This is a genomic window from Nocardioides sp. GCM10030259, from assembly GCF_042666375.1.
Lineage (GTDB): Bacteria > Actinomycetota > Actinomycetes > Propionibacteriales > Nocardioidaceae > Nocardioides.
The window spans coordinates 408,676-426,126 of sequence record NZ_JBHTDF010000002.1; the positions used below are offsets into that span (position 1 = coordinate 408,676).

Consider the following 17,451-nt stretch of genomic DNA (forward strand, 5'->3'; position numbering starts at 1 on the left):
GATCCGTCAACCACATGACGAACCGGACACGGACAACATGACAGGAGACCGACCATGCAGGCACGCATGACCCATCCGACCTTCCTCGTCCCGGCGGCGATGAAGGGACTCGTGGCGTACGGGAAGGCCGCCGAGGGACTCGGCGTCCCGACCCAGACGCTCGAGCTCGTGCACCTCCGCGCGAGCCAGATCAACGGGTGCAGCGTGTGCGTCGTGCTGCACGGCACCGCGCTCAAGAAGGAGGGCGAGAGCGACGAGCGGCTGCTGTCGGTCGCTGCGTGGCGCGACGCGCCGTACTTCACCGACGCGGAGCGCGCCGCCCTCGAGCTCGCCGAGGCGGTGACCCGGGTGGCCGACACGGGCGACCCGGTGTCGGACGAGGTGTGGGCCGAGGCGGCCCGGCACTACGACCAGCAGGGCCTGAGCGCCCTCCTCATCGCGATCACCTCCGTCAACGTGTGGAACCGGCTCAACGCGGCCACCCGGCAGGTCGCCGGCGACTGGTCGGGATGACCCGCCCGACCCGCCACGCCGGGAGATCGAGGGGTTGGAACGCCGTCAGGCGGGAAGGACCTCCTTCATGTCTCTCGGGTGGCGGGTCCTGGTCGTGTGCTGCGCGATGGCGCTGGTGACCGGGATCGGCCCGTGGACAGGAGCGTCCGCCGCCACCGGCACGAGCCTGCAGCTCTCGGCGGGCGAGGCCTTCGCGGACGACGCCACCGACGTCACGGTCGCGCTCCTGGACGAGTCGGGCGCCCCGCTCGCCGGAGCCACGATCGTCCTGGAGCGCCGCACGGCCGACGTCTGGCAGCCGGTCGCGACGCTGGTGACCGACGCCGCCGGTCGGGCCGCCACCCAGCTGACCGTGTCGCGGGTCGCCGACGACAACGCCCTGCGCGCGTCGTACGCCGGCGATGCCGCGCACGCCCCGGCCACGGCGGAGGCGGCGATCCCGATGAAGCGCCGCAAGGCGAAGGTCTCGCTCGCGGGTCCCCGCTCCGTCGTCGACGAGCAGTCGATCCAGCTGCGGGTGCGGTGGCGCACGGCCAACGACGTGCCGCTGGCCGGCGAGGTCACCGTCTACCGACGGCAGGGCAAGGGGCCCTGGCGCGAGTACGCCGCGGTGCAGACCGATGCCGCGGGCGAGGCGGTCCTCGACGTCACGCCGCGTCGCGACTCGCGCTGGCAGGCGCGCGCACCGCGGCTCGACTGGGTGAAGGGCGACCGCAGCCGGGCGCACCGGGTGAACAACGTGCCACCCGTCCGGCCGGTCCGACTGCCGGCCGCGGCGCCCAGCCCGCGCGTCGCGCTGCCTCCGCAGCCGCGCGCGGTCGGCGACGGCGCCCACGTCCGGATCACGAGGATCAGCGACGGGATCTGGCGCCAGATGACCGGCGTGACCTGGCACCAGGGCTGCCCGGTCGGGCGCGGCGGGCTGCGCATGGTCCGCGTCAACTACTGGGGCTACGACGGCTACCGGCACCGCGGCGAGCTCGTCGCCGCGACCAGCGCCGCCGAGGCGATGGGTGCCGCCCTGGCCGAGATGTACGACCGCCAGCTGCCGATCCGGTCGATGTACCGCGTCGACCGGTTCGGCTGGAGCAACCGGGTGCGCGGCGGCGACGACTACCGGTCGATGGCGGCCGGCAACACCTCGGCGTTCAACTGCCGCGACGTCGTCGGCCGACCCGGTCGCCGGTCGCCGCACGCCTGGGGGCGCTCGCTCGACGTCAACACCTGGGAGAACCCGTACCGGTCGGCGCAGGGCGTCGTGCCCAACGGCTGGTGGCAGGCGCGGTCGCACCGCCTGGTCGCGTGGCGGTCCCGCTCCCACGCGGTCGTCCAGCTGATGGCTCGCCACGGGCTGCGCTGGAGCTTCGGCAACGGCGACACGCAGCACTTCGACCACACCGGCGGCTCCAAGCGGATGCTCGCCGAGCTCGGTGGTCCCGCGCCCTGCCGCCGCTACTGCGACTGATCGGGGCTGATCGGGCCGCCGCGCACCTCGAGGCTGATCTGGTCCGCGTCGAGGACGTGCAGCGCGCCCTCGAGCACCGCGGAGTCGTAGGTGCCGTCGCTGCGGGCGCGCAGCAGCGTCTCGCGCATGCTGGTGATCACGGCGAGCCGGAGCGTGCGGTACTCCTCGTCGTGGCCGTGCGCCGCCGACCAGCCCTCGGCGTCCTCGGGCACGCTCACCTGCCGGCGGACCCGGTCGACCACGGACTCGTCGTACGGCCGCCCGTCCGGGCGGGCCAGGCCGGGGTCGTCGAGCACCTCCATCCCGGCGGCGGCCAGGTGGGTCAGCAGCCGGGTGCGCTCGCCCGGGTCGCCCGTCGCGCCCTCGCCGGCGAGGCCGAGGCCCCGGACCACGAAGCGGAGCGTCCCGCCCTGCACCAGCAGGGATCCGACGGCGACCACGAACGCGATCATCACCAGCACCGAGCGGTGCGGGGTGTCGGCCCGGAGCGTCTGTGCGGCGGCCAGGGTCACCACGCCCCGCATGCCCGCCCAGACCACCACGGTGCCCTCCCGCCAGCCGAGCGGCGCGCTCGCGAGGTAGTCGATGTCGGCCAGCGAGCGCCGTACGCGGGTCTGCAGGCGCTCGTGGTCCGTCGCGGCCACGGCGTCCTCGTCGAGCCGGCTCTGCCAGCCCTCCAGGTGCTCGCGCACCCGGGCGCCGCGCCGGGCCCGGCGGCCCAGCGCCCACAGCAGCGGTACGACGTACGCCGCGCGCACCAGGACCACGATCACGATGCCGAGGACGCCGATCCGGACCGCGTCCGCGAGCTGGTCGTGCTCGGCGTGCACGTCGTCGACGAGCCCGTTCAGCTCCAGCCCCATCAGCAGGAACACGCCGCCCTCGAGCAGCAGCTCGATGGTTCGCCAGTTCTGCTCCTCCGACAGCCGGTGCTGCGGTTCGAGGTACCGCGGGCCGGCCTGGCCGGTGTAGAGGCCCGCGGCGACCGCCGCCACGAGGCCGGACGCCCCGAAGTGCTCGACGGGCAGGTAGGCCACGAACGGCACGGCGAAGGAGATCGCCGTGTTGACGGTCGGGTCGGCCACGCGACGACGTACGACGAGGTTCAGTCGCCCGACCAGCAGGCCGACCGCCACGGCGACCGCCACGGCGACGACGAAGTCCCACGCCACACCGAGCAGGGAGACGCTCGCGCCCGTGGCCGCGACGGCCGACCGCAGCAGCACCAGCGCGGTGGCGTCGTTGAGCAGGCTCTCGCCCTGGAGGACCGTCACGACCCGGGGCGAGGCACCCAGCCGGCTGACGATCGTGGTCGCCACGGCGTCGGTGGGGCTGATGATCGCGCCGACGGCGATGCCGGTGGCGAGGCCGACGCCGGGGACCGTGCGGTCGATGAGGACGCCGATGACGAGCGCGCTCACCACGACCAGCACCACGGAGAGGCTGCTGATCGCCCGCAGGTCGCGCCGGAAGTCCATCGCGGGCATCGACACGGCGGCCGAGTAGAGCAGCGGCGGGAGCACCCCCATCAGGATCCACTCGGGGTCGACCTCCACCACCGGCACGAACGGCAGCAGGCTGACCGCGACCCCGATCAGCACGAGCACGAGCGGCGCGGCGACGCCCACGCGTGGCGCGAAGGCCGTCACGCCGGCGATGCACAGCACTGCGGACACAGCGAGCAGGGCGACGTCCATGGGCGTTAGCCTGTCGCGCGATGGCAGCCGGGGTCGAGTGTGTGTTCTGTGCGATCGCGGCGGGAGAGACCCCCGCCGACGTCGTCCTCGACGAGCCCGACTTCGTGGCCTTCCTCGACCGCCGACCGGTGTTCAAGGGCCACGTGCTGCTGGTGCCGCGCACCCATGTCGTGACCCTGCCGGACCTGCCTGCGGCGCTCCGCGACCCCTTCCTGGCGGCCGCGCAACGGCTCGCCACCGCGGTCGTCGACGGCCTGGGCGCCCAGGGCAGCTTCGTGGCGATGAACAACGTCGTCAGCCAGTCCGTCGCCCACCTGCACATGCACGTCGTCCCACGCACCAAGGGCGACGGGCTGCGCGGCTTCTTCTGGCCGCGCACGAAGTACGCCGACGGCGAGGCGCCCGACTACGCCGCCCGCCTCCGCGCCGTGCTCTGACCCACGCCGGTCGCGTCGCGACGCAACCTGAACGTGCCCGCGCGCGTCTCCCCAGAGACGCAACCGACAACCACCGGGAGACTCCCATGAAGGCCCTGATCGCCGCTGCCGCCGTCCTCGCGAGCCTCGTCGCCGCGCCGGGACCGGCGGGGAGCGCGCAGGCTCCGACCGAACCGACCGCCGACGCCGCCGTGCCGGGGGACGGGTGGTTCCTGGCCGCCGTGGAGCAGGGCCGGCCGACCCGGGAGGGCATCCGCGCGAAGCGGCTCCGGCTCGAGCTGGTCGCGCCGGACGGCGATCGCACCGAGGTCCTCGACGTACGCCAGCGCGGGTTCCGGCTCGTCGACTGGTCGCCCGACGGCAGCACCGCGCTGCTGCTCGCGGAGTACCCGAAGCGGCTGGCGCTCCAGGTCGACGTCACCACCGGCGACGTCACCCGGACCGCGCTGCCCCGCAACATCGCCGAGGCGGTGCTGGCTCCTGACGGCTCCGGGCTGCTCGCCGTCGCCTATCAGCGGGGGAGCACCGGCCGCGCGCCGCTGCTCCGGATCGGCTGGGACGGCACCCGGTCCCGGCTCAACCCCGACGTCGACGGCCGGCTGCTCCCGACCCACGACGGCACCGGCCTGGTCACCCATGGGACGAGCTGGAAGCAGCGCGTGATCCGCCTCGTGTCGGTGGCCGACGGCAGCGTCCAGAACGTCATCCCCACCCCGCGCCGGTGCCAGCCCGTCCGCTGGTGGGACGACCACCGGGTGCTGGTGACCTGCATGGAGCGCGGCGCGACGACGCTCGGGCTGGTCGACATGCGCGCCGCGACGTACACCCGCCTCACCGCGCGCCGCGACCCGCAGCGCAGCGACCTGGGCCACCTCGACGCCCGGCGCGCCGGAGGGCGGCTCTACGTGCAGGTCGCCGGTCCGTGCGGCTACGCCTACCTCGGCCGCCAGCACCGGGACGGCCGGATCACCCACGTCCAGGTCCCGCGCGCGGCCGGCAACGTGCTGCTCGTCGACAGCGACGGCGACCGGCTGACGCTCCAGCACGCGGTCACCTGCGACGGCGGCGCGGTGCGGTCGGCGCTGGCGAGCTTCGACCCGGCGACCGGCAAGGAGCGGCGCCTCGTGACGCTGCCCCGCGACGAGGCCTTCGCCGCCGTCCTCCCGTACGGCGAGCCGCGACCCACCGGGTACTGACGGGTAGCGGCCCCCTATGGTGTTTCCTCGACAGTCCACGTCGAGAGGCAGGAGCACCACCGATGGGTCGTTTTGACGGGCGGGTAGCCGTCGTCACCGGAGCAGCGCGTGGCATCGGGTTCGGGACCGCCACCCGGTTCGCGCAGGAGGGCGCCTCGGTTGCGATCCTCGACCTCGACGAGTCCTCTGCGGCGGAGGCCGCGGCGAAGCTGCCGCTGACCGACGGCGCCAAGGCCATCGGCATCGGCTGCGACGTCAGCGACACCGAGTCCGGCGAGGCCGCCGTCGAGCGGGTCGTGGCCGAGCTGGGCGGGATCCACATCCTCGTCAACAACGCCGGCATCACCCGTGACAACCTGCTGTTCAAGATGACCGACGACGACTGGGACCTGGTCATGGGCGTGCACCTGCGCGGTGCCTTCGTGATGACCCGCGCCGCCCAGAAGCACTTCGTCGCGCAGAAGTACGGCAAGATCCTCAACCTCTCGAGCGTCTCCGCGCTCGGCAACCGCGGCCAGGCCAACTACTCCGCCGCGAAGATGGGCATCCAGGGCCTCACCCGCACGCTCGGCATCGAGCTCGGCCGGTACGGCGTCAACGCCAACGCGATCGCTCCCGGCTTCATCGCCACCGAGATGACCGACGCGACCGCTGCCCGGCTCGGCGTCGGTGTCGAGGAGTTCCGTGCCGCCGCGGCCGAGGCCAACCCGGTCAAGCGCGTCGGGTACCCCGAGGACATCGCCGCCGCGGCCGCCTTCCTGTGCAGCGACGAGGCGTCGTACATCACCGGCCAGACGCTGTACGTCGACGGCGGCGCCAAGCTGGGGTAACCGGGTCGGGTGATTAGGGCTCCCCGGGAGCCTCTCGTACCCTCGGATGCGGCCACCGACGGCCGATCTGATCTCTCTCGGGCGCGCCTCCGCACTTGTGCCGAGGCGCGCCCGCACACTTGAAGTCGATCGGAACACACGAGTTTGACGAAACGGAGCGACCCCGTGCGCCGTGCCCAGCTGACCACCGCCCTCCTCGCCGCCTCGAGCCTCCTGCTCGTCGGCTGCGGGGGAGGGGGCGAATCCTCCGACGACGAGAAGCCCGCCGCCCAGCAGGTCGCCGGCGGCGAGGAAGTGGTCTCGACCTGGCCGCTCACGGGTCTCCCGGTCAGTGGTGACGAGGACGTCGAGCAGGGCCACCCGGTGCTGGTCACCAAGATCGACAACACCTACTCGAGCTCCCCGCAGCTCGGCCTGGGCAAGGCCGACCTCGTGGTCGAGGAGCTCGTCGAGGGCGGGCTGACCCGCCTCGCGGCGTTCTTCTACTCCGAGCTGCCGAACAAGGTCGGCCCGGTGCGCTCGATGCGCGCCAGCGACATCGGCATCGTCTCGCCGGTCGACGCCTCGGTGGTCACCAGCGGCGCGGCGGCCCCGACCATCGCGCGGATCAAGGGCGCCGGCATCCAGTTCTTCCAGGAGGGCGCGACCGGCCTGTCCCGCGACACCGCACGCAGCGCGCCGTACAACGTCTTCGCGGACCTGACGAAGGTCGCCGACGCCGCCGAGCAGGACTCCGGGCGTCCGGCCGACTACCTGCCGTGGGGCGAGGAGAAGGACTTCCCGGGCGGGCAGAAGGCGACCCGGATCGCTGCCGGCTTCGGCGGCGGCCACACCACCAACTGGAAGTACGACGGCTCGGGCTACGTCAACGAGAACACCTTCGCGGCCCAGGGCGACCACTTCCCGGCCGACACCGTGCTGGTGCTCAAGGTGCAGGTGGGCGACGCCGGCTACCGCGACCCGGCCGGCAACCCCGTCCCCGAGACCAAGCTCGAGGGCAAGGGCCAGGCGCTGGTCTTCCACGGCGGCAAGCTGGTGCGCGGCACCTGGACGAAGTCCGGGCTCGACGACACGCTCTCGCTGTCGACGAAGGCGGGCGAGCTGAAGATCCCGGCCGGCCACACCTGGATCGAGCTGGTGCCGGCCGCGAACGGCAACGTCACCTTCTCGAAGTAGCCCGACGGGGTCAGTCCTCGGCGGCGCCGTCGGCGACCGGCAGCTCCACGCCGTTCTCGGCGAGCACCCGGAAGCCGGTGAGGATGAAGCCGATCGCGGTCTCGACGTTCGCCGCGGCCTGGATCGGGTCGGGCGCGCTCGAGACCGACTCGCCGGCCGACGACATCGCGCCGAAGAAGATCCGCGCGAAGGTCTGGGTGAGGTCGTCGTCGAGCTCCCACTCGCCGGCGTTGAGCACCGACTGCACGATCTCGAGGACGTTGGCGAACGTCGAGCGCTCCTCCTGCTCCCGGTAGCGCTCGTAGCCGAGCACGGACGGACCCTCCTGGATCACGATCCGGCGGTACCGCGGCTCCTGGACCACGTCGAGGAACGCGCGCAGCCCGGCCGTGGCCTTCTCCCACGGGTCCCGGTGGCCCTTGAGGGCCTTCTGGATCGCCCGCGCGGCGTCCTGCTCGACCTGCTCGAAGACCGCCTCGAAGAGAGCCTGCTTGCCGCTGAAGTGGTGGTAGAGCGCGCCCTTGGTGACCTCGGCGCCGGCCACGATCGTGTCCAGCGACGTCGCGGCGTACCCGTTCTCGGTGAACAGCGCCTCGGCGACCTCGATCAGCAGCCGCTTCGTCGAGGCGGAGTACTGCTGCCGCCGGCTGGCACCCGGCATCCCGGGAACACCGGGCACCCCGGGGACGCGGGGGACGAGCTTGGACACCGAGGACTTGCTCATGATCACGGGAGCCTAATACCGACCGTCGGTACGGCGTGACTCGGATCACCGGCAGGCGCGGTTGCATACCGACGGTATGGGTACATACCGTGAGTACGTACTCGCGGTATGTCCGTCCGGACGAGCCGCCTGTCCCCCGAAGGAGTGGCACCCATGACCTGGACGTCCTTCCACCGACGCGGAGAGATCCTCCGCGACGTCATCTCCAGCGCCAACCGCCGCCGCGACGGCCTCCTCCCGATGGAGCTGCCCGGCGTCGCCGAGACCTTCGGCGACGAGCTCTCCCTGCTCGGCGCCCTTCAGCTGCGCTGGCACACGCGTCTGTCCGGCCGCATCGAGCGCGAGCTCGCGGCGCAGCCCCTGGACCTCGAGGACGCGGTCGTCGCCGCCTGGCACGCGACCGCCGACGAGCTCCCCGGCGTGCTCGCGATCCTCGATCGCGCCAAGACCGCACCCCGCGACGAGGCCACGGCCGAGGCGATGGCGAAGGCCACCGCCAAGGAGCGGACCATGCTCGCGATGCTGGCCGGCCGGGTCAGCACCCCGGATCCCGCCGCCGCGCGCGTGGGCGAGGAGATCGAGGACCGGGCCCGCTTGACCTACGTGTCCGTGCCGGCGCCCGCGACCCGCGAGCGGCCCGGCCGGCTGCTCCGCCGCATCAGGGCCGCCGTACCGGCCTAGAGCCCATGGCCTGACCCCGAGCTCGACGGCCCCGGAGCCGGCAACTCCCTCCCCGCGGTCCCTCCCGACCGCACTGTCCCGCCGGCCCCGGGGCTGTCGTCTGTCCGGCCCCGGTGCGTGATGATGGGGCCCATGAGCGAGGCGCGGGCCGGGATGCTGCTGCTGGCGACGCCTGCGCTGGTCGACCCCAACTTCGTCGACACCGTCGTGCTGCTGCTCGACGCCGACGAGCAGGGCGCCCTCGGCGTGGTGCTCAATCGCCCGTCCGGGGTGCCGGTCGCCGAGGTCCTCGACGTCTGGGCCGACGTCGTCGCCGAGCCCGACGTGCTCTTCCACGGCGGGCCGGTCGGCACCGACGGTGCGCTGGCCGTGGCGCTCCTGCGCGACGCCGACGACGTGCCGGTCGGCTTCCGGGCGGTCGAGGGCACGCTCGGCCTGGTCGACCTCGACACCCCGGTCGAGCTGCTCCAGGGCGGCCTGGCCGGACTGCGGATCTTCGCCGGGTACGCCGGCTGGGGCGCCGGCCAGCTCGACGGCGAGATCGCCGAGGGCAGCTGGTACGTCGTCCCCGCGGAGACCGCCGACGTGTTCCGGCTCGACACCGCCGACCTGTGGCGCGACGTGCTGCGTCGTCAGCCGGGCGAGCTGGCCTGGCACTCGACCCGGCCGTTCGACCCCGACCTCAACTGAGTTCGAAACCGAGCCCGGGCCCTACGCCCGCACCAGGTGCTCGCGGGTGAGGAACGCGCGGCGCAGGTCGTCGGGCAGCCCCTCGAACGGCGAGACCTGGCTGCGGTGCACCGCGATCGCCCGCTCGCGCCGGTCGAGGTGGGCGGTGGTGTCGAGGACGACCGCGATCCGCTCGTCCGGCGTGCCCAGCTCGGCGTACCTCAGGTGCGCCATCTCCGGTCGCGCCTGCGCCATGTGCTCCGCCCACCGCGACATCAGGCTGCGGGGGAGGGCCTGGAGGTACGCCGGGACGCTGCGCTCGGCCGCGACCGCGACCGCCGCGTCGCGGACGCGGGCGTGGTCACGGTGGCCGTCGCCGCCGTCGAGGCTGACGACGACGTCGGGATCGGTCTCGTCGGCGACGGCGCGGACCGCGGCCGCGACGGCTGCCGGGTCGGCGCCGTGCAGCGTCGCGGGGTCGGCGTCGCCGTCCATGCCGGAGTCGACGAAGTCGAGCAGCACCAGCCGGCGCACGCCGAGCACGTCGCCGGCCTCGTGCAGCTCGGTGGCGCGATGCTCGCCGAGGGGCCGGCCGCCGAGGTCGGTGCCGGGCGCCGGCTCGCCGGCCTCGCCGCGGGTCGCGCAGACGACGGTCGTCTCCCAGCCCTCGGCCGCCGCGTGCAGCAGCAGCGAGCCGCATCCGAAGGTCTCGTCGTCGGGGTGCGCGACCACCAGGAGCAGCCGTGGCGGCTGGTGGCGAGGGCTCAGCTCGGGGAACACGGCAGCTCCTCGATCGTCGGCCGCGAGCCGGTGGGCAGCGGCCGGCGGGTGCGGCCCGGGGAGCGCTGGCGCCGGGCGTGGAGGGCGGCCCGGACGTTGCGCCAGGCGGCCTCGATCTCCTCGCCCGGCGGAAGGTGGCGCGCGGTGGTCATGACGGGCTCCGTGGGTGCCGGATACTGCCGTGTGCAGTATTTCTCCCGAGAAGTAGATACTGCCAAGGGCAGTGTGTCAAGATGCTTCATGCCCACCGCCCCGACCACGACCGGCTACGCCCTCCTCGGTCTCCTCGCGCTGCGACCCTGGACGACGTACGAGCTCGCCCAGCAGGTGCGCCGCAGCCTCAACTGGTTCTGGCCGCGGGCCGAGCGCAAGCTGTACGACGAGCCGAAGCGCCTCGTCGCGGCCGGCTGGGCGACCGCGCGCGAGGAGTTCACCGGTCGCCGCAAGCGCACGGTCTACGAGATCACCGACGCCGGACGCGCGGCGCTCGCCGCGTGGCTCGCCGAGCCGTCGGCGCCGCCGAGCCAGGAGAGCGAGGCGATGGTGCGGGTGTTCTTCGCCGACGCCGGCGACCGCGACTCGCTGCGCGCGACGCTGGCGGGCGTGCAGGACGGCGCCCGGGTGCGGCTCGCCGAGCTGCAGGCGATGAGCGACGGAGAGGAGGCGTTCCCGGAGCGACGGCACATCAGCGGGCTCTGCATGCGGCTCCAGCAGCAGCAGGAGCAGACCACGATCGACTGGGCGGCGTGGGCGATCGGCGAGGTCGATCGGTGGCGCGCCACCGATGATCCCGGACTGTCCCGGACGTGACGTAGGCTTGTCGTTCGTGACCACCATCGGCTTTTCGACAGACACGGATGTCCGTGAGGATCGCCGTACCGTCCCGACCGATGAGGGCGACCACGAGCGGTTCTCCCACTACGTGGAGAAGGACAAGCTCACCGAGGCGATGGTGATGGGCACTCCCGTCGTGGCTCTCTGCGGCAAGGTCTGGGTGCCGAGCCGAGCGCCGGAGAAGTTCCCGGTCTGCCCGGAGTGCAAGGAAGTCTGGGAGTCCCTCAAGGACGACTCGGGCTCCGGCGAGTGACGGGCCGGCCCGAGGCCGACCCCCAGCCCAACGCACCTCTTGGATCGAAGCTGGGTCCGGCCTGGCCCGAGCGCGCCGCCTGGGGCACGGCGACCTCGCTGCGCGCGTGGCAGTCCGCCGCGATGAAGCAGTACTTCGACAACCACCCGCGCGACTTCCTCGCGGTCGCGACGCCGGGTGCCGGCAAGACGACGTTCGCGCTGTCGGTCGCCGCCGAGCTGCTCGGCCGCCGGATGGTCGACCGGATCACGATCGTCGCGCCGACGGAGCACCTCAAGCTCCAGTGGGCCGAGGCGGCAGCCCGCGCGGGCATCCCGATCGACCCGACGTACTCCGCCGGCAAGGGCAAGACCTCGCAGGACTTCGTCGGCATCGCCGTGACCTACGCCGGCGTCGCGGTCAACCCGCTCGCGATGCGCATCCGCACCGAGCGGTTCAAGACGCTGGTCATCCTCGACGAGGTGCACCACGCCGGTGACGCGCTGTCGTGGGGCGAGGGCGTCCGCGAGGCGTTCGAGCCCGCGTCGCGCCGGCTCGCCCTGACGGGCACGCCGTTCCGGTCGGACATCAACCCGATCCCGTTCGTCACCTACGCGCCGGGCGACCACGGCGTGCCGACGTCGGTGGCCGACTACACCTACGGCTACGCCCACGCGCTGGCCGACCACGTCGTCCGCCCGGTGCTCTTCATGGCCTACTCCGGCGAGATGCAGTGGCGCACCCGCGCCGGCGACGAGATCGCCGCGCGGCTGGGCGAGCCGCTGACCAAGGACCTCACCAACCAGGCCCTGCGCACCGCCCTCGACCCCGGCGGCTCGTGGATGCCGTCGGTGTTGGCGGCGGCCGACAAGCGGCTGTCCGAGGTGCGCCGGCACGTGCCCGACGCTGGCGGCCTGGTGATCGCGACCGACCAGGACTCCGCCCGCGCGTACGCCAAGCTGCTCAAGACCATCTCCGGGGAGTCCGCGACCGTCGTGCTCTCCGACGAGAAGGCCGCGTCGAAGAAGATCAGCGAGTTCAGCGGCAACGACAAGCGGTGGATGGTCGCGGTCCGCATGGTGTCGGAGGGCGTCGACGTCCCGCGCCTGGCGGTCGGCGTCTACGCCACGACCACGTCCACGCCGCTCTTCTTCGCCCAGGCCGTCGGCCGCTTCGTGCGGGCGCGCAACCGCGGCGAGACCGCGTCGGTCTTCCTCCCGTCGGTCCCGAACCTGCTCGGCTTCGCCTCCGAGATGGAGGTGCAGCGCGACCACGTGCTCGGCCGCAAGATCACCGACGAGGCCGACATCTTCGCCGCCGAGGACCAGCTGATGGCGGAGGCGAACGCGGGGGACGCGGCGTCCGACGACCTGCTGGGGTCCTTCGAGGCCATGGGCTCCGAGGCCCGCTTCGACCGGGTGCTGTACGACGGCGGCGAGTTCGGCCACGCCGGCGAGGTGCACGTCGGGTCGGAGGAGGAGATGGACTTCCTCGGCATCCCCGGTCTGCTCGAGCCCGACCAGGTGCGCGAGCTGCTCCACAGCCGGCAGAGCGAGCGGGCGAAGAAGCAGAAGGCCGCGAGCGCCGCGAAGCCCGAGCCCGACACGGTCGCCCAGGTCTCGGCCCACGAGCAGCTCGCCGTGCTGCGGCGCGAGCTCAACGGGCTGGTCGCCGCCTGGCACCACCGCACCGGGCAGGCGCACGGCATCACCCACTCCGCGCTGCGCAAGGAGTGCGGCGGCCCGGCCGCGGCGGTCGCGACGGCCGAGCAGCTGCACGCGCGGATCGACCGGATCCGCGAGTGGGCCACGCGCAAGAGCTCGTAGGCCTCCCTACACTCAGGCCCGTGGCCGCCGAGATCTCGCAGACCCTGGACCGCGGCCTGCGCGTGCTCGACGTGCTCGCGGCCTCGCCCGACGGGCTGACCGTCACCGAGCTCGCGGCACGGCTCGAGGTCAACCGCACCGTCGTGCACCGGCTGGTCGGCACGCTCGAGCGGCACGCACTGGTACGCCGCGACCCGCACGGCCGGCTCCGGGTCGGGCTCGGCGTCCTGCGGCTCGGCGCGGCCGTGCAGCCGGTCGTCCGCGAGGCCGCTCTGCCGGTGCTGCGCAACCTCGCCGAGGCCGTCGGGTGCACCGCCCACCTGACCGTCGCCGACGGCGAGGAGGCGCTGGCGCTCGCGGTCGTCGAGCCGTCGTGGACCGACTTCCACGTCGCCTACCGGGTCGGCGCGCGACACCCGCTCTCCACCGGCGCGGCCGGCAAGGCGATCCTGATGGGCCGCGGGGGCGACGAGACGCCGTACGTCGTGACCGTCGGCGAGCTCCAGACGGGCGCCCGCGGCCTGGCCGCGCCGGTGCGCGGCATCATCGGGCTGGAGGCGAGCGTCGGCATCGTGACGATGGACGCCGGCCTCGACGAGGCGAACGCCGGCCCGCTGGTCGAGCGCGCCGCGGCCGAGATCAGTGCCCGGTTGTCCTAGCTACACCCACTCGCCGAGGTCGGCGTCGATCAGCAGCTGCCGCGCCTCGGCGTCGTACTCGTCCGGCACCAGGATGCGCGGCTGGATCGCGATGATCGACCCCTCCATCAGGCTCATCGTGCGGTCGGCCACGTGGTAGGGGATCCCCGCCTCGGTGAGCAGGTTCTCGATCACCGAGATCAGCGCGACGTCCTGGGTCTGGAGCAGCTTCGACATGAGGGCCTCCCTGGGCGGGAGCGTATCTGTGGTCAGCAGGTGAAGCGGCCCACCAGTGCCTGCATGTCCGCGGCCATCCGGGCGAGGTCGTCGGCCGCCTCGCTGGTGCTCGTCGCAGCGGCCGTGCTCTCGGTCGTCGCCCGGGCGACGCCGGTGATGGTCTGAGCGATGTCGCGGGAGCCGGTGGCGGCCTCGTTGACGTTGCGCGACATCTCGTTCGTGGTGGCGGTCTGCTCCTCCACCGCGGACGCGATGGTGGTCTGGGTGTCGCTGATCTGCGCAATGATCTCGGAGATCTCGCCGATCGCGACGACGGCCTCGCCGGTGTCGGCCTGGATCGCCTCGATCCGCCGGCTGATGTCCTCGGTCGCCCGAGCGGTCTCCTGGGCGAGCTCCTTGACCTCGTTGGCGACGACCGCGAAGCCCTTGCCGGCCTCGCCGGCGCGGGCGGCCTCGATGGTGGCGTTGAGGGCGAGCAGGTTGGTCTGCTCGGCGATCGAGTTGATCACCTTGATCACGTTGCCGACCTCGGACGACGACTCGCCGAGCTTGGCGACGGTCGCGGTCGTGGCCTCGGCGGCCTCGACGGCTCGACCGGCGACGCCCGCGGCGTCGGTGGCGTTGTGGGCGATCTCGCGGATCGAGGCGGACATCTCCTCGGTGCCGGCGGCCACCGTCTGGACGTTGTGGGAGACCTGGTCGGCCGCGGTCGCGACGAGGTCGGTCTGGCCCGCGGCGTCCGTGGCCGCGTGGGACATCTGGGCCGAGACGCCGGCGAGGCGCTGCGAGGCCTCGGTGAGGCCGTCGGCGTTGGTGCCCACCTGCCGCATCGAGTCGCTGATCGAGGCCAGCGCCTCGTCGAGGGCGGCGGACATCTGGCCGACCTCGTCCCCGCGCTGGAAGTCGGACCGTACGTCGAGCCGGCCGGTCGCGACGAGCCGCAGCTGGTCGACCATCCGCCGTACCGGCCCGGTGATCGACCGGATGACCACGACCAGCAGGCCGAGGGCCACGATCCCCGCCAGGCCGAATGCCACGAGCACGTTGCGGCGGCCGGCGGACAGCTCGGCCTCCTGCTGGTCGAGGAGCTCGGCGGTCCGCGCCTCGATGAGCTCGCGGAAGCGGGCGCTGGCGTCGTACGTCGCCGACCACGCCTCGCCGGCGGAACCGCCGTTGATGCTGTCCATCACCGCGGGCAGTGCATCGAGGCCCTGCTCAGTGAGCATCGCGCGGAGCTTGAGGTCCTCGGCGAAGAACTGCTCGAAGTTCTTCTCGACCTCGGCGATGATCGCGTCCTCGTCCGGCGTGAGCATCGACCGGTCCATCGTGCCGAACATCTCCTCGATGCCCTGCTGTGAGCTCGCGAAGCCCTGGACGTTGTAGTCCTCGGGCCCCATGCCCTTGGCCACGCCGTAGGCGGCGGCGTCCGCGATGTAGAGGCCCTGCCAGCCGGTGATGTCGTTGATCGCGATGAGCAGGTCGTCGGCGATCTGCTCACCGACCGCGGCGGCCTCGACCTGGTCCTCGAGGGCAGCAGCGTCGTGCTGCGCCTTGATGTCGAGGGCGTAGGCGGACCCGACGAGCAGCCCGCACAGGGCGAAGACCGCGCTCAGGCGGACCCCGATCCTCACGTTGTCGAGGCGACGGAGGACGTTCTTCAGCATGGTGACCTCGGGGCAGCAGGGTGGACACGCGAGGATCGCCCGCTGTCCTGATCGGCGTACCCATCGGCACCGACCGGGAGGAGTTGAGGAGTCAACCGATGGATCGCGCGAGCGGACGCACGCGGTAGGGCACCTGCGTCGCGAGCGCGATCACCGTCGAGCAGCGCACGATCGCGGGGTTCTCGAGCACCCGGTCGATGACGCGCTGGAGGTCGGTGTTCGACCGGGCGACCACGCGGGCGAGCATGTCGCCGGCCCCGGTGATGGTGTGCGCCTCGAGCACCTCGGGGATCGCGGCGAGGTGTGCCCCGACGGCGTCGTGCCCACCGCGGCTCGGCTCCTGCCGGATCTCCAGGGTGAGGAACGCCGTCACCGGGTAGCCGAGCGCCTCGGGGGAGAGGTCGGGCCCCCAGCCGGTGATCACGCCGCTCGCGGTCAGCTTGTCGAGGCGCGCCTGGACGGTGCCGCGGGCGACGCCGAGCCGCCGGGACGCCTCGAGCACACCCACCCGCGGGTCATCGGCGAACAGGTCGATCATTCTGCCGTCGAGGTCGTCCATGGTCGGCCCCCTTGGTGGACAGGTTGCACAGCGATTCGGCGTACTGTTGCACATCCTGCCTGCTCGCGTCAGGCTCACGCGCATGACGCTGACCCCTGACGAGCTCAAGGCCGACCTCACCCTCGAGCAGCTCAAGGAGCTGGTCGGGCTGGTCGAGTACGACGCCGCCAACGACCCGTTCCCGGTGACCGCCCAGGACGCCGTGTGCTTCGTGGTCGGCAATGCGACCCAGACCGCGACCTTCTACCAGCTGGCGCTCGGCATGGAGCTCGAGGCCTACCGCGGCCCCGAGAACGGCTGCCGCGACTCGAAGTCCTACGTGCTCCGATCCGGCAGCGCCCGCTTCGTCTTCACCGGCGGCGTGACACCGGACAGCCCGGTGCTCGACCACCACCGCAAGCACGGCGACGGCGTCGTCGACCTGGCCATCGAGGTGCCCGACGTCGACAAGTGCATCGACCACGCACGCGTGCAGGGGGCCACGATCCTGGTCGAGCCGCACGACGAGTCAGACGAGCACGGCACCGTGCGGATCGCCGCGATCGCGACGTACGGCGAGACCCGCCACACGCTCGTCGACCGGTCCCGCTACGACGGCCCCTACCTGCCCGGCTACGTCGCCGCGTCCACGAAGGTCGCGCGGCGCGAGGGGCACCCGAAGCGGCTCTTCCAGGCCGTCGACCACTGCGTCGGCAACGTCGAGCTCGGCCGGATGGATGAGTGGGTGACCTTCTACAACAAGGTCCTCGGCTTCACGAACATGGCCGAGTTCATCGGCGACGACATCGCCACCGACTACTCCGCGCTGATGTCGAAGGTCGTGGCGAGCGGCAACCATCGGGTGAAGTTCCCGCTCAACGAGCCCGCGATCGCGAAGAAGAAGTCGCAGATCGACGAGTACCTCGAGTTCTACGGCGGCGCCGGCTGCCAGCACATCGCGCTCGCGACCAACGACATCCTGCGCAGCGTCGACATCCTGCGCGACAACGGCGTCGAGTTCCTCGAGACGCCCGACTCCTACTACGACGACCCCGAGCTGCGCGCCCGGATCGGCGAGGTGCGGGTGCCGATCGAGGAGCTGAAGCGGCGCAAGATCCTCGTCGACCGCGACGAGGACGGCTACCTGCTCCAGATCTTCACCAAGCCCATGGGCGACAGGCCGACGGTGTTCTACGAGTTCATCGAGCGGCACGGCTCGCTGGGCTTCGGCAAGGGCAACTTCAAGGCCCTCTTCGAGGCGATCGAGCGCGAGCAGGAGCGCCGGGGCAACCTTTGACCTGGCCCGGAGGGGTC

Annotated in this window: 20 protein-coding genes; 13 read left to right on the forward strand and 7 right to left on the reverse strand. The window is 72.5% G+C overall.

Annotation, left to right across the window (positions count from 1 at the left end):
* Positions 1 to 54 precede the first annotated feature (54 nt).
* Together ACFQQI_RS02320 and ACFQQI_RS02325 are read left to right on the forward strand one after the other, a co-directional pair.
* A complete protein-coding gene (locus ACFQQI_RS02320; RefSeq protein ID WP_378557315.1) occupies positions 55 to 513 on the forward strand; it encodes a carboxymuconolactone decarboxylase family protein in 459 nt (152 codons plus the stop codon).
* A 67-nt stretch (positions 514 to 580) separates the two neighbouring features.
* Entirely contained in the window at positions 581 to 1,978 is a 1,398-nt protein-coding gene (locus ACFQQI_RS02325; RefSeq protein WP_378557318.1) for a M15 family metallopeptidase, read from the forward strand.
* On the opposite strand, the gene ACFQQI_RS02330 is transcribed toward ACFQQI_RS02325, so the two are convergent.
* Complete coding sequence (locus tag ACFQQI_RS02330; RefSeq protein WP_378557321.1) at positions 1,966 to 3,675, reverse strand: cation:proton antiporter; 1,710 nt, start codon at positions 3,673 to 3,675, stop codon at positions 1,966 to 1,968. The two genes, ACFQQI_RS02325 and ACFQQI_RS02330, sit on opposite strands and share 13 nt — an antisense overlap.
* Before the next feature lie 20 nt (positions 3,676 to 3,695).
* Between ACFQQI_RS02330 and ACFQQI_RS02335 the strand changes: the two genes are divergently transcribed.
* From ACFQQI_RS02335 to ACFQQI_RS02350, 4 genes are all read left to right on the forward strand, one after another.
* On the forward strand, positions 3,696 to 4,112 hold the full coding sequence (locus ACFQQI_RS02335) for an HIT family protein (protein ID WP_378557324.1): 417 nt from the start codon (positions 3,696 to 3,698) through the stop codon (positions 4,110 to 4,112).
* A gap of 86 nt (positions 4,113 to 4,198) precedes the next feature.
* Complete coding sequence (locus tag ACFQQI_RS02340; protein ID WP_378557327.1) at positions 4,199 to 5,308, forward strand: hypothetical protein; 1,110 nt, start codon at positions 4,199 to 4,201, stop codon at positions 5,306 to 5,308.
* Between the two features lie 62 nt (positions 5,309 to 5,370).
* Positions 5,371 to 6,138: an SDR family NAD(P)-dependent oxidoreductase gene (locus ACFQQI_RS02345; RefSeq protein ID WP_378557330.1), complete on the forward strand. Its 768-nt coding sequence runs from the start codon at positions 5,371 to 5,373 to the stop codon at positions 6,136 to 6,138.
* Between the two features lie 165 nt (positions 6,139 to 6,303).
* The gene (locus ACFQQI_RS02350; RefSeq protein WP_378557333.1) at positions 6,304 to 7,314 is read left to right on the forward strand and encodes a DUF3048 domain-containing protein; all 1,011 of its coding nucleotides are present in this window, start codon (positions 6,304 to 6,306) and stop codon (positions 7,312 to 7,314) included.
* A gap of 10 nt (positions 7,315 to 7,324) precedes the next feature.
* Here ACFQQI_RS02350 and ACFQQI_RS02355 read toward each other — a convergent pair whose 3' ends face one another.
* Entirely contained in the window at positions 7,325 to 8,038 is a 714-nt protein-coding gene (locus ACFQQI_RS02355; RefSeq protein WP_378557336.1) for a TetR/AcrR family transcriptional regulator, read from the reverse strand.
* Positions 8,039 to 8,191: 153 nt separating this feature from the next.
* Here ACFQQI_RS02355 and ACFQQI_RS02360 point away from each other — a divergent pair, with 153 nt between their 5' ends.
* Positions 8,192 to 8,719 (forward strand): hypothetical protein, encoded by a 528-nt coding sequence (locus tag ACFQQI_RS02360; protein ID WP_378557339.1) that lies wholly within the window; start codon positions 8,192 to 8,194, stop codon positions 8,717 to 8,719.
* A 132-nt stretch (positions 8,720 to 8,851) separates the two neighbouring features.
* Positions 8,852 to 9,409 carry a YqgE/AlgH family protein gene (locus tag ACFQQI_RS02365; RefSeq protein WP_378557342.1) on the forward strand — a complete coding sequence of 186 codons (558 nt, stop codon included), beginning with the start codon at positions 8,852 to 8,854 and terminating at the stop codon, positions 9,407 to 9,409.
* 21 nt (positions 9,410 to 9,430) lie between these two features.
* On the opposite strand, the gene ACFQQI_RS02370 is transcribed toward ACFQQI_RS02365, so the two are convergent.
* Positions 9,431 to 10,168 (reverse strand): PIG-L deacetylase family protein, encoded by a 738-nt coding sequence (locus ACFQQI_RS02370; RefSeq protein ID WP_378557345.1) that lies wholly within the window; start codon positions 10,166 to 10,168, stop codon positions 9,431 to 9,433.
* Positions 10,153 to 10,320 (reverse strand): hypothetical protein, encoded by a 168-nt coding sequence (locus ACFQQI_RS02375; protein WP_378557348.1) that lies wholly within the window; start codon positions 10,318 to 10,320, stop codon positions 10,153 to 10,155. Before ACFQQI_RS02375 ends, ACFQQI_RS02370 begins: the two co-directional genes overlap by 16 nt.
* Positions 10,321 to 10,408: 88 nt before the next feature.
* Between ACFQQI_RS02375 and ACFQQI_RS02380 the strand changes: the two genes are divergently transcribed.
* The 4 genes from ACFQQI_RS02380 (at position 10,409) to ACFQQI_RS02395 (ending at position 13,719) form a co-directional block, all read left to right on the forward strand.
* Positions 10,409 to 10,978: a PadR family transcriptional regulator gene (locus tag ACFQQI_RS02380; RefSeq protein WP_378557351.1), complete on the forward strand. Its 570-nt coding sequence runs from the start codon at positions 10,409 to 10,411 to the stop codon at positions 10,976 to 10,978.
* A 16-nt stretch (positions 10,979 to 10,994) separates the two neighbouring features.
* Positions 10,995 to 11,255: a DUF3039 domain-containing protein gene (locus ACFQQI_RS02385; RefSeq protein WP_378557354.1), complete on the forward strand. Its 261-nt coding sequence runs from the start codon at positions 10,995 to 10,997 to the stop codon at positions 11,253 to 11,255.
* A gap of 122 nt (positions 11,256 to 11,377) precedes the next feature.
* A complete protein-coding gene (locus tag ACFQQI_RS02390) occupies positions 11,378 to 13,060 on the forward strand; it encodes a DEAD/DEAH box helicase (protein WP_378557495.1) in 1,683 nt (560 codons plus the stop codon).
* A gap of 20 nt (positions 13,061 to 13,080) precedes the next feature.
* Positions 13,081 to 13,719, forward strand: a complete 639-nt coding sequence (locus ACFQQI_RS02395) for an IclR family transcriptional regulator (RefSeq protein ID WP_378557357.1) — start codon at positions 13,081 to 13,083, stop codon at positions 13,717 to 13,719.
* Here ACFQQI_RS02395 and ACFQQI_RS02400 read toward each other — a convergent pair whose 3' ends face one another.
* From ACFQQI_RS02400 to ACFQQI_RS02410, 3 genes are all read right to left on the reverse strand, one after another.
* Positions 13,720 to 13,935: a DUF2007 domain-containing protein gene (locus tag ACFQQI_RS02400; protein ID WP_378557360.1), complete on the reverse strand. Its 216-nt coding sequence runs from the start codon at positions 13,933 to 13,935 to the stop codon at positions 13,720 to 13,722.
* Between the two features lie 32 nt (positions 13,936 to 13,967).
* Positions 13,968 to 15,599, reverse strand: coding sequence for a methyl-accepting chemotaxis protein (locus ACFQQI_RS02405; protein ID WP_378557363.1), 1,632 nt, complete (start codon positions 15,597 to 15,599; stop codon positions 13,968 to 13,970).
* A 91-nt stretch (positions 15,600 to 15,690) separates the two neighbouring features.
* A complete protein-coding gene (locus ACFQQI_RS02410; protein WP_378557366.1) occupies positions 15,691 to 16,158 on the reverse strand; it encodes an Lrp/AsnC family transcriptional regulator in 468 nt (155 codons plus the stop codon).
* Positions 16,159 to 16,240: 82 nt separating this feature from the next.
* Between ACFQQI_RS02410 and hppD the strand changes: the two genes are divergently transcribed.
* On the forward strand, positions 16,241 to 17,434 hold the full coding sequence (hppD, locus tag ACFQQI_RS02415; RefSeq protein ID WP_378557369.1) for a 4-hydroxyphenylpyruvate dioxygenase: 1,194 nt from the start codon (positions 16,241 to 16,243) through the stop codon (positions 17,432 to 17,434).
* Positions 17,435 to 17,451 lie beyond the last annotated feature (17 nt).